This is a genomic window from Nibrella saemangeumensis, from assembly GCF_039541915.1.
In the GTDB taxonomy this organism is placed as follows: Bacteria; Bacteroidota; Bacteroidia; order Cytophagales; family Spirosomataceae; genus Nibrella; species Nibrella saemangeumensis.
In genome coordinates this window covers 39,539-53,316 of record NZ_BAABHD010000031.1, presented here as the reverse complement: position 1 = coordinate 53,316, position 13,778 = coordinate 39,539, and the positions used below count along the sequence as shown (strand labels likewise).

Here is a 13,778-nt window from a genome sequence, read left to right as displayed (position 1 = left end):
GGAGTTGAGATGCGTTTAGGGTCCAAGCTTATTGTTTGATGATGCGGCTGGAGGTTTCTACGGTGCCTTCGGTGACAACCACAAAGTACACGCCGGCCGGTACCGATAAAAGATTTAGCGACTGCTGCAGAAGACCTCCCTGTAGTTCACCGGTGCGTGATTGAACCAGGTGCCCCTCAGCATTAACGACGTTGATCTTGATAGGTCCTGCTTCGGCAAATCCTTTATAGTCAACTGTAGCTTCTCCTGACGTAGGATTTGGCGTCACCGACAGGCGTTTAGCCTGCTCAGTATATTGACTGTTCGCTTGCGACAGCATCAGCATACAGGCTGCCTGGTCGAGCTTCGCCGATACTTCGGTATAGCACCCCGACGGGGCAATTACCCGGACAGAGGCTTGCTGACTTACGTCTTTGATAAAAGGCACCTCCCAAACCATTCCGCCAGCGGGTATTGGCTGCGGCTGGCTACTGGCATCGGCACTGCCGAAGGCTTTTTCCGGGGTTACCACTACTTTATCGGCTAAACTATTGCCTTCGATTAATAACCTGATCACCGGACCACTAGTCGTGTTCGTGCAGGTGTAGCGAGCGGTGATTTGTGGTTTATCAATGCACTTAAAGCCGGCATCCAGGTGCTGGAGGTGCTCGCCGGCGGTTCCTGTTTTGAAGCGAATGATGGCCCGCTCCTCTTCCTGCACGGCATCATTATCCAATTCCATTGGCCACGCTGTTTCGCCGGTCAATGTGCCCTTTGCCTGGATGAGTTGTAAAGTTAGCTTGCTGGATTGCTGCAATGGAATTTGAATTTCGTAGGCCGTGGCGGCTTTAATGCCTCCTGACACGTTGGCATCGTCAAAGACATACCGTCCATTGGCATCCGTGCGGGTCATCGCCAGTTGCTTACCATTATGGTAGAGTTGCAACTCAATATTGGCCAGCCCCGGCTCGTCGGCATCCTGCACGCCGTTTTCGTTGCAATCCTGCCATACCCGGTCTCCAAATTGGGTAGAAGGCACCTCCGTTATCAACTCGACATCGCCGACACTGTTGGCTTTCCAGACATAGCCGGCGCGTTCGCCGGATGGAAATACCGACAGGCCTGCGGAGGCTTTCCCGGTGAGGTTGGAGAACCACTTGACTCCGCCGGTTACATATTGATTGACCTCCGGTTCGCGAGCGGCGACCAATAGCTGGTTTAGCTCGGGCAACATGGCCAGTCCACCCGTCGCCGTTTCCTGGTGCCAGGTTACGCCAGATGCCGTAAAGCCGTCGTCGAAATAGAATTCGCCCCCGGCCGGCCCCTGACGGTTACCCTGCCCTTCTGAGGTTCGGTCACCGGCCCGGCCGTTTTGTTCCAGTTGGTACCGATTGTTGACAAACGCTACCCGAAGCACATCCCCACCCGATAGACCCCGGTATTGCTGCAGGTGCTTACTGCCTTTGGGACGGTAATACTGGCCATCGGCCGTTTGGTGACCAAGCCGGTCCATCAGCCCCAGTATCATGGAACCGTCGGTGTCGAATTCAATATCTGCCAATATGGGCTGGGGCCGGATTTGCCAGCCGGTATGATCCTTTACGACCGCTTTCTGATAATCATCCGTCCAGGGATACCAGCCGGAAACCTTGTAGTCCAGTACACCCCGCGCATAATTTAAACCAATGGTTGCGACCTCATCAAAAGATACTTTTTTTGAATCATTCCCTGCATAGGTGGCCGAATAGACAATGGCTTTTAAATCACTAGCCCGGTCGGAGTGCTGCGCATCACAAACACCTCCAACGTAGAGTTTGCCCGCAAAATATTTCACAGCAAAAGGCCGGAAAGTGCCCCCCTTGCCGCCGGGTTCAGGCAGGCTATATCCGGTTATATCGGCAGCTGAGGGTTGCGAGCCATCGGCAGGCAACAGAATCCGGTACAGCTTGCGGTCAAACAGGTTTACCACGAACAGCTCGCGCCCGTCATCGGAGACATCCATACCGCCCAGGCTAATTTTTCCTACTAGAGAATACATCAGCGAGTCATGGCTTACGGAAGTAATACTGCCTGATAGATCGCGGGACAGGTGGGCCGGGGCCGTAGGGATTCCGAGCTGATCCAGGTTAATGAAGGGTTGAACGGAATAGGCGGCAGGGGTAATCAGGTAGATACCACCCGGACCTTGTGGGCCTAACGCACTGTGGCGCTTGGCAACGGCAGCGGCAAACAAACGCTGGTTATTACGATCAAAGGCTAACCCCCAGAGGGAACCCACTTGTTTGGGGGTAGCTAAGCGGTTGAGAGAGCCGGTTTGTCCACGAGCGGAAAAGGTGACTAAAGCGGCCAGTGAATCCGCTCCTGCATCGGAATAATTTCCGTTTACGTAAACGGCTTGCACCGCCCGCGCTTGGGGACCAGTAAACTGGCTGGGCGAATAGAGACCCAGGTTTACCTGTGCCGGCGTAGTCACAAACTGCACCTTCGGGAAAGCCGCAGTAGGCGAAAGATGGTCCGGATAGCCACTGAATTCAACTCGAACTGGTTGGCCGGCCGCCACCGAAAGGCGGTAGGAGCCGTCTGGTGCTGTTGTCGCTTGACTCACGAGTTGTCCCACTAGATTGTAAGCCCGAACGGAGATTTTGTTTACTGAAATTTCCTGCGCATCGGCTTGGCCATTGCTATTAGCATCATGCCAAACGCGTCCGCTAACTTGCCCATAACTTTGGGCCGAAAAAAATAATGTTCCCAACCAGAAATAAAGATGCTTCATCATTAAATTATATCTAAATTCTTATGAGTTAACCTCCTAAACTTGATATTGCTTCTTCCGCTAAAGATTGTAATTCTTCATCCTGTTCTTGTTCTCTATAAACCTCTAAAATACTTTTTGCTTTTTTGCTTCCAACTTGTTCTATCGCTACGATTGCAGCACTTTTGATGTCAAAGCTGTCTTCGCTAAGTATTTTAGCTAAAGGTTTTAACAAAATAGGATCAGGGAAAAGAGACGCTATTTGGGTATTCCAATAACGAATAAAATAATTAGAACTTTGAAGTGCTGAAATCAAAAAAGGGATAACTTCAGATGCTTGGTATTTAAGAACAACATCCTCTATAAGTTGATAAACTCCAAGTCCATCATCGCCGCCAAAACAATTTAAAAAATACGGTATACATTCTTTATCAGGGTTTCCCAAAAAGTAATTCCTGACCTCATCAAATGTTTGAATAATAGAAACATCCTTAGATAAATAATCGTCAGGTGGTAATGGCTGATGTTGCTTCAAAAAATTTATTGCTTGTGACTTTGTCATTTCTCAAACCCTCCATTCATTTTATTTTGACGAATTAGTTCTTGTAATTGTTTATTTACATGGCTTCTGTTGTAACCAGCCGTACCAAGTATGTTACGCAACTCTTTGATATCTGCAGCTAAATGGGTACGTAATGAATTCTTATTGTTACTGTTGTTCAAAATGGCTTGGCTTACATCTCTTGTAGGTTTTTTAAATGTAGCTGTTTTCTCGTGTAGCTCTTTACTCAAGTTTATAGTCACTCCTTTACCATGTGTTGTTTTACTTATAGCGTTTTGAACAACGTGATGAGGTGTATGAGTTGAATTTAAACCAGATTTTATATTTGCTCTACGAACTTGGTTATATGTTCCAACAAATAAATCTTCACCGGGCTTAGCTAAATCTACTGCCTTATCAACTGTTTTATAAAACTTTGCGCCAGTAGCAGCCCATCCTGCAATAGGTATCATAGCTGCTGCACTTAAGGCAGCATCTGTTTTGTTGCCTTCTGCAAGGTATAATAAAGCATTTACTCCATCGGCAATTTCACCAGCCCCTGGAATTAAACCAGCTACATCCAAAGCTGCATGTGCAATTGAGCTAACTTGAGTGGGTGGTCCATCTGGGTAACGTCCATCCGGATCGTTTTTTGTAATTGGATTGTTATGAGCATACTGATAGGTGGAATACTCCTCTTGTCCATCCGTTACTGGGTCAACCGTCATAAATTTACCCAAAACAGGGTCATACATGCGGGCCTGCAGATCCATCCAGCCTGTCTCAGGCTGCAACTCGCGTGTCAGAAACTGGTACTTGTTCTTATCGGCCCCACTGCGGCTGACACTGTAACCAAAGGCATAGTACTCCGTCTCCTGCACCGTGGCTCCGCTCTCATCTACCACCGCCCGTACATTGCCCAGGTGGTCCTTCAGGTAGTAATGCACTACATAGCTCCCATCGGCATTGCGGATGAGCTGCCCTTCTTCCAGACCTAACCGCAGCAGCGTACCGTCTCCCTTGTATTCAAAGCCTCCCTCGTACAGGGTCGTCCCCTCCGGCGTCTGCAACTGCCGCTTCACCCCTGCCCCATCATAGCTGTAGCTCAACGCCCGTGTGCCTTTGACCACATACCGCACCAGGTTCAGGGCGTTGTAGCGGATGCCGTTGTCACTGTAGCCCCGGTTGTAATCTTTGGTCAGGTTACCATTGCCATCATACCCCAGCTCATGATCCTGGCTGGCCCCGTTGACAAAGCCCTCCCCCTGCCCGCTGACATCCTCTACCCGGTGCAACTGATTGCCGTTGTAGCTGTAGCGTAACTGGTCAAAAGTAAGGCCCGGCCGGCTGCGGTCCAGACTCGTCAGGTTGCCGTTCCTGTCATAGTTGATACCTGTCTCGTTGTGGTCCTGAAAGCTGCCACTGCCCCAGGCTCCATTCAGCCGGTTAGCTCCGTCGTAGTTCAGGGTCATGCCCCCGCTGCGGCCGGGGGTGGCATAGCTCAGAGAACCAATGTTGCCGTTGGGCTGGTAATCCAGACTCAGCGAGAGTTGCGGTCCCCCGCTGGTGGTGAGCTGCGCCAGCCAGCCCCGCACATGGTACTTGAGCTGCTGGCTGTGCAGGCCGTTGTGCAGCCGCTTGCTTTGCAACTGCCCCACCGCATTGTAGCTCTGCTCCAGATGCACATACTGCTTCTTGAGCTGACCATTCTCCCAGAAGCTGTGGCTGAGTTTCACCAGCCGGTCAGCCTGGTCGTACTCATAGCTCCTCTCCAGCACGTACTGCTTACTGGAGAAGGCCTGGGTGATGCGCTCCTTGACTACATTACCAATGAAGTTGCGCTGGTAGGAGATGCGCTCGTAAGCACCAGCCCCTAAACCCTGCAACTGGCGCACCACCTGAATGACCCGGTATTTGCTGTCGAAGTAGGTCACCGTTTGCAGCCACTCCCCATAGCTGCCGTCCGGATAAAGCATTCGCACCGACGTGCCTGTCACCTGCCCTTTGCGGCTCTCGTAGCGGGGGTTTCCCACAAACTCGGTGCTGGTTAGGCCCAGTTCATTGGTGAAGTCGGCAAAAGGGCCAAAGTTGTAGTCATCGTAGTAGGTGGTTACCAGCCCCTGTCCATTGACATGCTGCTGGGTCTGGCGGTTGAGGCCATCATAGCTGTAGGTAAAGGACTGGTTGTTGCCGTCTACCTGGCTGGTGAGCCGGTCACGCTCATCATAGGTGAGGCTAACGGCACCGGCTCCGGGAACTTTCTTGCGGCTGAGCCGGCCCCGGTTGTCGTACTGGTAGAGAAAAGCCCATTTGTTCAGATCAGCTTCATCCTGGTACTGGGGCTGCAAGACGGCCCGGAGCAGCCCGGCTTCATCATAAACGTAGTAGGTGTTGAGTTCCTGACCGCCGTTCATCACCTGGCGCAGCACCAGGCGGTTATCCGAGTCTTTGTAGTCGCGCACGGTGCGGTCAGTCTCGTCTTTGGTTTCGATGACCGAGAGTGTACCGGGGCTGTAGGAACCATCGCCCTGAATCTGTAGGAGGTCCGCCCCGAAGGAGCGGTAGCGGTTGACATAGCCGCTGTTGAGGGGGTAGCTGGTGCGCACACCCGTACCCACACCGGGGGCCTTCTGCTCGGTAGGTCGGTTGAGGGGAGCGGCCTCGTAGCTGGTCTGAGTGAAGTAGTTAGCCGTAGGGCTGGTGACCAGGGCGGCATTGGTGTAGTAGCTGCCATCGGGGTTATTGACAAACTGGCCGGTGTTGCTGCTGACAGGCAGGGGCAGGAAGGAGTTCTGGGGGCGGTGGTAATTATCGTAGTCGGTGCGGGACATCAGGTCCTGTCCCTGGGGCCCGGCAAAGGCAGCCAGTTGCTGAAGGGGCAACCCTAAGCCGTTGAAGTAAGTCAGCTCGGTATTGACCTGGTAAGGGGTACCGGCATAGGTGTTGCCGTTGGCTTCGGTCGAACCGGGAGCCTTGTAGGTGCGGGAGAGGACGTAGTTGCGGTCGGGGGTTTGGGCCCGCAGCAGCAGGGGAAAGGCCAGAGAAAGGCCAGCCAGCAGGCGGCAGAGCCAGCGAGAACGGTGCATTCAGGAAAGGGTTTAGTACAAGTTTTCGGTACACAAGCATAAGCGACTAAACCAATGAATGCAAATAATTTTATATAATAATTTGTAGTGTCTTTGTAAGTGTATGAATATTAATATTTATAGTTTTTTTTAATATGTTAATATGATAAATAAGAGCTGGACTTGTTTGAAGCTTATCGGCTTCTTCATTTGCTAGGCTACTCCTGTGGAATAGGTACCAAGTGAAGCATTTGGCTTCTCCCGTTTCCACATGAGCTTGAGACTTTTCATTATAAAGGCCATAAATTCTGGGCCGGTCGGTTTTTCTGATAGACGCTCGCCTGCCATTGCAAGGCATGAGGGGGCTTACCACCCACAATTAATAAAACAGGTGACGATGCTCCATAAAGACGACAGTCGGCAAAGGCGTTCATTTGCTTTTTGTCGGTTAGACTAGCCTTAGGTGAGGCAGCCGGATGCGTATGCCATTCGCCTAAGTAATACCTAGGGGTTGGCAATTGATGGGCACGCTCCAGCAGTTCAGAAATGCCATTCGTTCCTCGAATAAATTGATACAGGCTATGCTGTGAGTCCGAAGGAGGGCCTGATGCTAGGTAGACGGTAGCCACCCGATAATTTTCATCGTATGTACCAACCAAAATGCCGCCGGTTTCCAGCGGGTACCACTCACGGGCGCAGGCCCGAATCGAGCTGGTTGCTTCCTCCGTAAGTAGCAGACACTGGGAGCCATCCGCTGAACTAAAGAGCATACTGATACAATTCATTCGTCCGGCAGCGGTGATAATACAGCTTTCGGCCAAGGATAACATAACGCTACAGGCGTTTTTTTGCTCTGCGTGTAGACTTGTTCAATCAGTTCAATCGCTATGCTGGCTAAGCCGATTACCCGGTTAAAGGGAGCCGGCACCAGGGCATGCCAACAGCCTATGCCACGCGGTAAGTCAAGCTGCGTAGCCAAATGATTCTCTTCCTCCCGATACGGACCAAACCAGGCATTGAACAAATCCCAATTGAACAAATGATTTGGTGAGGCATAAAAGAACAACCGTTCCGCATGAATACCCAGCGAACAACTAATAACCGGAATGGTTGCCGGCAGACTCTTGAAAGGAATTTCCTTTAACACAATATCGTTTGCCGTGGCATCAATTAGAAGTGTAGCTTCCGCCAGGGCTTTTTCCACTACCGGCTCGGCTGTCGGTATAGCACCTGCGATGCCTATTACGTGGGCAGAGGCATTCACTTGATTGAGCCGCTGCGCTAAGGCGGTAGCCTTGGGCGCATACAGATCCGACATGGATAGCGTATGCCGGACTAAATTGCCGGCTTCAAAGCAATCATCATCTATAATCGTTAGCTGTTGAACGCCCATTCGGATGAGTTGTTCGGCCAAGGCACTCCCCAAGGCACCCGCTCCCAATAAGACAACCCTAGCGGAAGTCAGATCCGCCCCCAGCCGGCCACGATTTTGTACGTCTTCGGGATGCCAGTTCTCCGATCTAGCCTGCCAGTTTAGTTGGCATGACGAACGCAGGCGGTTTCTGGCTAAGTCGATGCGACTTTTCGGGGTAGCTTTTAGGGTAAGGGGTAGTAATTTCAGCGCGTGCCAGTGATACCGGTACGGCTCCTCCCCTACCCGGCGCGGCAGGAGCATCTCGACTATTAATAGCTACTCGCCTGCTTCCTGCAGATGGGTGAGTGTGGGCTCTAGCAATGCCTAGATATCAATTTCATGTTGCTGGGCGACGGAAACAAGTTCGGTCCACGTGGACAATACTTGCCATTTGTTAAGAACTGGGACGGCGGCTAACCGGCCGCACTTGATCGCCAAGCGGCAGACCACTTTAGGCGAAGGCCTAGACAACTGCATTCTCTCTCTACAGCAAAGGCCTGTCCTACGAAGACATTCAGCTAATCTAAAGGGCGGTCCCATTCCGCTTCCGCGATAAGATGCGCCTTTGGCAACCACCCCGCCCAGTTTTGCAGAAGTTGGCGACTTTGACCAGGCCGCCCTAGCGGTGCGCACCGCTAGGGACTACCTTTAATTCGTCAGCAGTTACTACAACTTATTTGTCCACGTTCACTAGACTACCTGCACGTCTGCCGATGCATCTTGAGTGGGAGCAACTAGAATACCTATAGGCACTGAGGGTATGTTTAGAAGCCTTACTTTATTACCGGAATATGTAACAAACAATACTGAAAAGCGTATTATAGATAGGAACAATATTCTCAATTTGCGCTAACTTTATCTAGTTGGTGATAATACTATCCCGGCACTATAAACGATATAGACGTATAAACTCCGGAAATTATGGCTAAGAGGGAAAAACAAACTAAACGCAAGGACGGACCAAATACGGAGAAAATCTTCACCCCTATTACGACGAAAACGTTTTCGCCTGTTAGAGTAGAATCCGGGAAAATTCGCATAACCAGTGATCGGGATGTGGTCATAGAGGTTCAAGCCATGAACCCCGCGACGGGTCATTATATCAAACAGAATCTGCAAACTGGTCTTTATGAGGTCAAAGCCGATGGCAAGCCTTTTAAAGGCGTTCCCAAAAAGAAGCTTGTTTTGGCTCCGGCTAATCCGGTTATTGACCGGGAAACTGCTCAGCAGGGAGAAAAAGCCGTTATTGACTACCTCAACAAAAAGGCCCAACGTCAGTGACCTCTGCTATCCCTACGCCACCTTACGAGAAGAGTGTGTTTATTAACTGCCCCTTTGACGATACCTATAAACCCCTTTTTCAAGCTATTGTCTTCACTGTTCAGGTGTGTGGCTTTTTTCCTCGCTGTGCGCTGGAAACTACGGACGCCAGCCATGTCCGTCTCCAGAAGATCATGACTATCATTGAGGAGTGTAAATATGGCATTCACGATGTTTCGTTGTCGGATGGTCGCCTTAATATGCCGCTGGAACTAGGAATGTTTATCGGCTGCCGGGAGTACGGACGAAGCAAGCAGCGGCATAAGCAGTACATGGTTTTCGAGGGCAAAGCATACAGCTCTAAGTCGTATTTGTCTGACTTAGGTGGACAAGACCCGATGTCTCACGATAATGATTATTCAAAAGTAATTGAAGGGGTTAGGGATTGGCTTACAGACAAGGTGCCTGATCCCAGGTTAATACCTCATGCAGAACATATAATAAAACAGTATGAAGCTTTTAGAGTGGCTTTACTGTGTAGACCGATGATAGTGAGCCAGGCGTACCGATAGATAGTGAGCCGCCTGTGGATAAGTTGGCGTGAAGCGTAGTAAAGGTAGTTATTGTCTGGTTTTTTCTTCCCCTTTCATACGTTTTCGCATCGATTCTCCTTTCAACTCGATCCGATGCGCATGGTGTACCAGGCGATCCAGCAAGGCATCGGCCAAGGTCGGATCAGCCAGAAAGTCATGCCAGGCGCTGACCGGCAGCTGAGAGGTGATGATGGTACTGCTGCGGCCATGGCGATCCTCCATAATTTGCATCAACGTAAGCCGTTCCGTTAACGACAGAGCTTGTAGGCCCCAGTCATCCAGGATCAACAACTGCTGTTTTTCCAGTTTGGTCATTTCCTTCAGATAAGAACCATCTGCCTGCGCCAAGTGTAACTTCTGGAAGAGCTTAGGCAAGGAGAAGTACGCTACACGCAAGCCCATTTGGCAAGCCTGATACCCCAGGGCTGAAGCCATAAAGCTCTTACCACAACCGGTGGCACCCGTGATGAGGATGTTTTCCGCCCGGTTAATGAACGACAGGTCGGCCAAACGATGCAGTTGGTTTTTGTCCAGATTGCGATCCGGCAGATAGTGGATTTCCTCAATGGCAGCCTGATAGCGGAAGCGGGCTTCCCGTATCGCCCGCTGGGTTTTGCGATGTTGGCGACTGGCGTCTTCGGCCTGCATAAGTTGGGCCACCACCATATCCGTGGTGGGGTGTTGATCCAGTGGCAGCCGTAGCAGGCTCTCAAAGTGTTGAGCCATGCCCCAAAGACTGAGTTTACGCATGGTGCTCAAGGTAGCTTGGTTATTCATTGTCGATTGGTTTAGTGGTTATTGATAGGCTTGCGCACCCCGGATATTTTCATGTTGCGGGGGCGATGATGGTATATCTATGGTTTGTGTCTCCAGCTCCAGCTGATCCATATCCCGCTCCAAGATCGTTCGCACGAAGCGGTAGCTGGTAGCTTGAAAGTGCAAGGCTCGTTGGCAGGCTCGCTCCAGACGGTCTTTGCCATACTTTTTTGATAGCGACAAGATGCCGCTGCAGGAGCGGTAAGCCTGTGGGGCGTAGCTGTGACTGGCCAGCAGTTGCTCGACCAAAGCCAGCGAGAAGGGGCCAATCTGGGCGGCTTGTTCGCAGAAGAACAACGGTGAGTGTTGACTAAGCCACTGGTGATGAGGAGGCAAATGCTCCCGCAAGGTCGTATACTGACCCGCTGTCGGTTGTCGTTGATGGACGGCCACCCGTTCATACTGATGATAGATCTCAACGGTTTGCTGACTATAGATCAGTTTGAGCGTTTGGCCGATCAACTGGTAAGGCACCGAGTAGTAGTGTTTATCGGCCAACAGCTGTACATGGCCGTTGTGGTTGACTTTTGCCTGGGCATAGTGCCGCAGTTGATAGGGTTGAGCCGGTAACGGAGTCAGCAACTCTTTTTCTACTTGCTCAAAGCGCTGCTGACGGCTGTAGTTTTTTGCCTGTAATGGGGTTCGGTTATGCTGGTCAACCAACTGGCCGATAGCCTCATTGAGGCTCGCCAGACTGTAAAAAGTACGACTTCTGAGGGGGGCATAGACCCGCTGGTAGATCAGCCTGACGGCATTCTCCACCAGGGCTTTATCCCGGGGTTTGCGGGCACGGGCGGGAAAGATTACCGTCTGGTAATGAGAGGCAAAGTCCTGTAAGGTTTGATTGATAGTAGGCTCATAGCGATCGGCCTGACTAACGGCGGCTTTCAAATTATCGGGTACAATGGCCTGAGGCACCCCGCCTAACACCTTCAGGCATTCTTGCAAAGCGTTGATAAAGTCTTCCTGTCGCTGACTATCAACCGCTTGAGCATACGTGAGTTGAGAACAAGGTAAGATGGCTACAAACACATCAACGGCTCGTTTTTGCCCACTGGCGGCATCGGTTAACTCCAGGCGATCTCCGGCGAAGTCGATAAAGAGTTGCTCTCCGGCTTTGTGCTCTAAATGCATGACCACCTTTTGCCTACATTGCCAGGTGCGCAGCAGATGATTGAACTGCGAATAGCGGACACCATGGGGGTACTGCCGACGATATTCCAGCCAGAGTTGCTGGCGGGTGACACCCGGACGGGCCAGTTCCCGCTCATAGGCGGGAAACAACGCCAGCAGCTCAGGATGTTTGGTAGCCGGGCTGACGGGACTAGCCAGCAACCGATTTAGCTGGGCGTCATCCCAATCCAGTAAAGCCTGTAAATCCGGAAAATGAGCTTCTAACTGCGTCAGATAATGCTGGACCGTATTGCGGGACATCGCCAGTATACGGGCCAGGTTACGTTTAGAAACACCTTGTAAACGCAGTTCAATAAGTCGACGAATTTGGAACATAGCGATTCGAGTATTTGCCATCTTCTCCTCAAGCAGTGGTCAAAGTCTGCCGGGGATCAAAGAAAGAAATTCGCGCTTCACTCGTCCACTTATCCACAGTGGCTCACTTTACAGCAGTATGGGTGGCTCTACATTCAGTGGCGCACATGGCTCACTTTGCATCGGCGTATTCATTTACCAGATTTGTGTGAGCCTTTTAAATGGACGGAAAATAAGTTAAAGTTTAAAGAGTTTTTAAGTTTATCAGGACCGTGGATTACGGCTGCTTTTGTTCCTCCAAGTATTTAGGAAGAGTTAGGTTAGCAATTATTGGTATTAATTTCAGGAAGCCTTTACTTCCCTGTTTTCATAGCGAGCATGACCGGGCTTCGCTTTTACTGAGTTCTGCAATGGCCCTGTTTTTATCAAGCCGGCCGTATACCTGCTGTCGTTTATCTGATTTTCGGCCCAGCATCACCTTCACCGCATCGGTGATCAGGTGCAGCCCGTTTAAACACTAGTTTGGTAACGTGTAAAAGTGCCGGGCATCGTAGTGCGGGGAACCGCACCGGCATCCCGGCCGGGACGCTCCATCCATACTCCTTTGTCCACTTTCGGATGAGGATTTACAGCAGTAGCTAAATACGGCCGAATCCGAATTATACACGTAATTTTGTGCCCGGTTAAAGGCTCTAAGCGACTTCAAAGTAGGCTTTCAATTCGATTTTGAAAATTTTTTAAATCGGATTGTTTACTACTAAACACGTCGACACAGAAGTGTTTATCCAACCTGGCATCACGAAGGTCATTGGCCTTACCACCGTCGGTTAGCAGAATGTCAACAGCGGGTAAAGCACCAGCCAGACGAAGGATGTCAATTTGATCGTTAACAGTCTCTTTTTTAGAATTACAAGTCATTGAAGCTTCAAGATTCGCGCGGATGAAGATGGCAGGAAAAGCGGCTAAACCCTGTTCGATAACTATTCTCTTTCCTCTGCGTGCTTCGTCTTGAGTCATTCGATATTGAGTGACCAGTCTATGAAATAATACATCAGCCCAATAAGGAATAGTAATACCTGCTAACGTGACTTCTCTGCTATTAAATAAGCAAAAGGTGCTGAGATGAAAGAATCGCTCCAGAAGGTCGTTTTCGTATCCTCGCTTGACTAAATCGAAGACGACTTTACGCATTTCTGCACCAGGCCGTAAGGTGGAGGCTCCCCGTAGCACATTCACGGTCTGAAACATGTCCTGGGTCATAGCCTGGAGCGTATTCCGTTGCTCTTGAAATTTTGTGCGTTTCCACTTATCATCCATCACTATTCCTGAGAAACGCTGAAAATAGGTGTTGAAATCTGGGCGTTTATTTCTAACCATAGCCATGATGTGGCGTGCCGTGCTATCTACCTCATTACGAATTTTCAAATTGCGGGTGAGCTTAACGAAATTGATGTCTTGGTTGAGAGCATTATGCTCATGTTTCACAGAGGTTTCGATGGCATGCTCAACAGAGTATGGACAGACGATTTTACCTTTTTGGACTCCTTCTTTCAATAAGTTGCCAATTGTGGTCCATGGCTCATACTTTTCATCGTAATCGTCGCAAATTTTGCTAACAGCGAATTGATCCAGATAAACGCAGGTTGCTTTTGTGAAATATTTTCCCATTTGTCATTATGAGGGTATGTTTACCTGTTTCCTCCACTTGCTGCTGACGATCTACAACATGTAGAAGCCCCAAAGCCTCGCACCAACTCCAGAAAGCTTGGTGCGAGGCTTCTTGATTTAGTGATTTTAAGCAGGTTAACGATCTACTCCTTATCAATCACCTTTCTTATGCTTATGTGGCTTTAAGCCGGGGTGTTTCGGT

10 protein-coding genes are annotated in these 13,778 nt (G+C 50.2%); 2 read left to right on the top strand and 8 right to left on the bottom strand.

What is annotated here, in order from left to right:
• Nucleotides 1-28: 28 nt before the first annotated feature.
• The 5 genes from ABD949_RS16570 to ABD949_RS16550 all read right to left on the bottom strand — a co-directional run bounded on the left by ABD949_RS16570 (nt 29) and on the right by ABD949_RS16550 (nt 8,012).
• Nucleotides 29-2,752, bottom strand: coding sequence for an SdrD B-like domain-containing protein (locus ABD949_RS16570; protein WP_345244989.1), 2,724 nt, complete (start codon nt 2,750-2,752; stop codon nt 29-31).
• Between the two features lie 28 nt (nt 2,753-2,780).
• On the bottom strand, nt 2,781-3,293 hold the full coding sequence (locus tag ABD949_RS16565) for a HEAT repeat domain-containing protein (RefSeq protein WP_345244973.1): 513 nt from the start codon (nt 3,291-3,293) through the stop codon (nt 2,781-2,783).
• Nucleotides 3,290-6,358, bottom strand: a complete 3,069-nt coding sequence (locus ABD949_RS16560; protein ID WP_345244972.1) for an RHS repeat domain-containing protein — start codon at nt 6,356-6,358, stop codon at nt 3,290-3,292. Before ABD949_RS16560 ends, ABD949_RS16565 begins: the two co-directional genes overlap by 4 nt.
• A gap of 269 nt (nt 6,359-6,627) precedes the next feature.
• Complete coding sequence (locus ABD949_RS16555) at nt 6,628-7,107, bottom strand: Mov34/MPN/PAD-1 family protein (RefSeq protein ID WP_345244971.1); 480 nt, start codon at nt 7,105-7,107, stop codon at nt 6,628-6,630.
• An 11-nt stretch (nt 7,108-7,118) separates the two neighbouring features.
• Entirely contained in the window at nt 7,119-8,012 is an 894-nt protein-coding gene (locus ABD949_RS16550) for a HesA/MoeB/ThiF family protein (protein ID WP_345244970.1), read from the bottom strand.
• 660 nt (nt 8,013-8,672) lie between these two features.
• Here ABD949_RS16550 and ABD949_RS16545 point away from each other — a divergent pair.
• Both ABD949_RS16545 and ABD949_RS16540 read left to right on the top strand, forming a co-directional pair.
• Nucleotides 8,673-9,032, top strand: a complete 360-nt coding sequence (locus tag ABD949_RS16545; RefSeq protein WP_345244969.1) for a hypothetical protein — start codon at nt 8,673-8,675, stop codon at nt 9,030-9,032.
• Nucleotides 9,029-9,583 carry a hypothetical protein gene (locus ABD949_RS16540; RefSeq protein ID WP_345244968.1) on the top strand — a complete coding sequence of 185 codons (555 nt, stop codon included), beginning with the start codon at nt 9,029-9,031 and terminating at the stop codon, nt 9,581-9,583. The genes ABD949_RS16545 and ABD949_RS16540 overlap by 4 nt, the downstream gene beginning before the upstream one ends.
• 48 nt (nt 9,584-9,631) lie before the next feature.
• Here the strand turns inward: ABD949_RS16540 and istB are convergent, their stop codons facing one another.
• From istB to ABD949_RS16525, 3 genes are all read right to left on the bottom strand, one after another.
• Nucleotides 9,632-10,381 carry an IS21-like element helper ATPase IstB gene (istB, locus tag ABD949_RS16535; RefSeq protein WP_345244967.1) on the bottom strand — a complete coding sequence of 250 codons (750 nt, stop codon included), beginning with the start codon at nt 10,379-10,381 and terminating at the stop codon, nt 9,632-9,634.
• 18 nt (nt 10,382-10,399) lie between these two features.
• The gene (istA, locus tag ABD949_RS16530; RefSeq protein ID WP_345244966.1) at nt 10,400-11,929 is read right to left on the bottom strand and encodes an IS21 family transposase; all 1,530 of its coding nucleotides are present in this window, start codon (nt 11,927-11,929) and stop codon (nt 10,400-10,402) included.
• A 681-nt stretch (nt 11,930-12,610) separates the two neighbouring features.
• Nucleotides 12,611-13,576, bottom strand: a complete 966-nt coding sequence (locus tag ABD949_RS16525; RefSeq protein ID WP_345244965.1) for a hypothetical protein — start codon at nt 13,574-13,576, stop codon at nt 12,611-12,613.
• Nucleotides 13,577-13,778: the final 202 nt, after the last annotated feature.

Coding starts and splice junctions, on each gene's coding strand:
- istA (WP_345244966.1), bottom strand. CDS start 11,929: ATGTTCCAAATTCGTCGACTTATTGAACTGCGTTTACAAGGTGTTTCT.
- istB (WP_345244967.1), bottom strand. CDS start 10,381: ATGAATAACCAAGCTACCTTGAGCACCATGCGTAAACTCAGTCTTTGG.
- ABD949_RS16570 (WP_345244989.1), bottom strand. CDS start 2,752: ATGAAGCATCTTTATTTCTGGTTGGGAACATTATTTTTTTCGGCCCAA.
- ABD949_RS16560 (WP_345244972.1), bottom strand. CDS start 6,358: ATGCACCGTTCTCGCTGGCTCTGCCGCCTGCTGGCTGGCCTTTCTCTG.
- ABD949_RS16525 (WP_345244965.1), bottom strand. CDS start 13,576: ATGGGAAAATATTTCACAAAAGCAACCTGCGTTTATCTGGATCAATTC.
- ABD949_RS16555 (WP_345244971.1), bottom strand. CDS start 7,107: ATGCTCTTTAGTTCAGCGGATGGCTCCCAGTGTCTGCTACTTACGGAG.
- ABD949_RS16545 (WP_345244969.1), top strand. CDS start 8,673: ATGGCTAAGAGGGAAAAACAAACTAAACGCAAGGACGGACCAAATACG.
- ABD949_RS16565 (WP_345244973.1), bottom strand. CDS start 3,293: ATGACAAAGTCACAAGCAATAAATTTTTTGAAGCAACATCAGCCATTA.
- ABD949_RS16550 (WP_345244970.1), bottom strand. CDS start 8,012: ATGCTCCTGCCGCGCCGGGTAGGGGAGGAGCCGTACCGGTATCACTGG.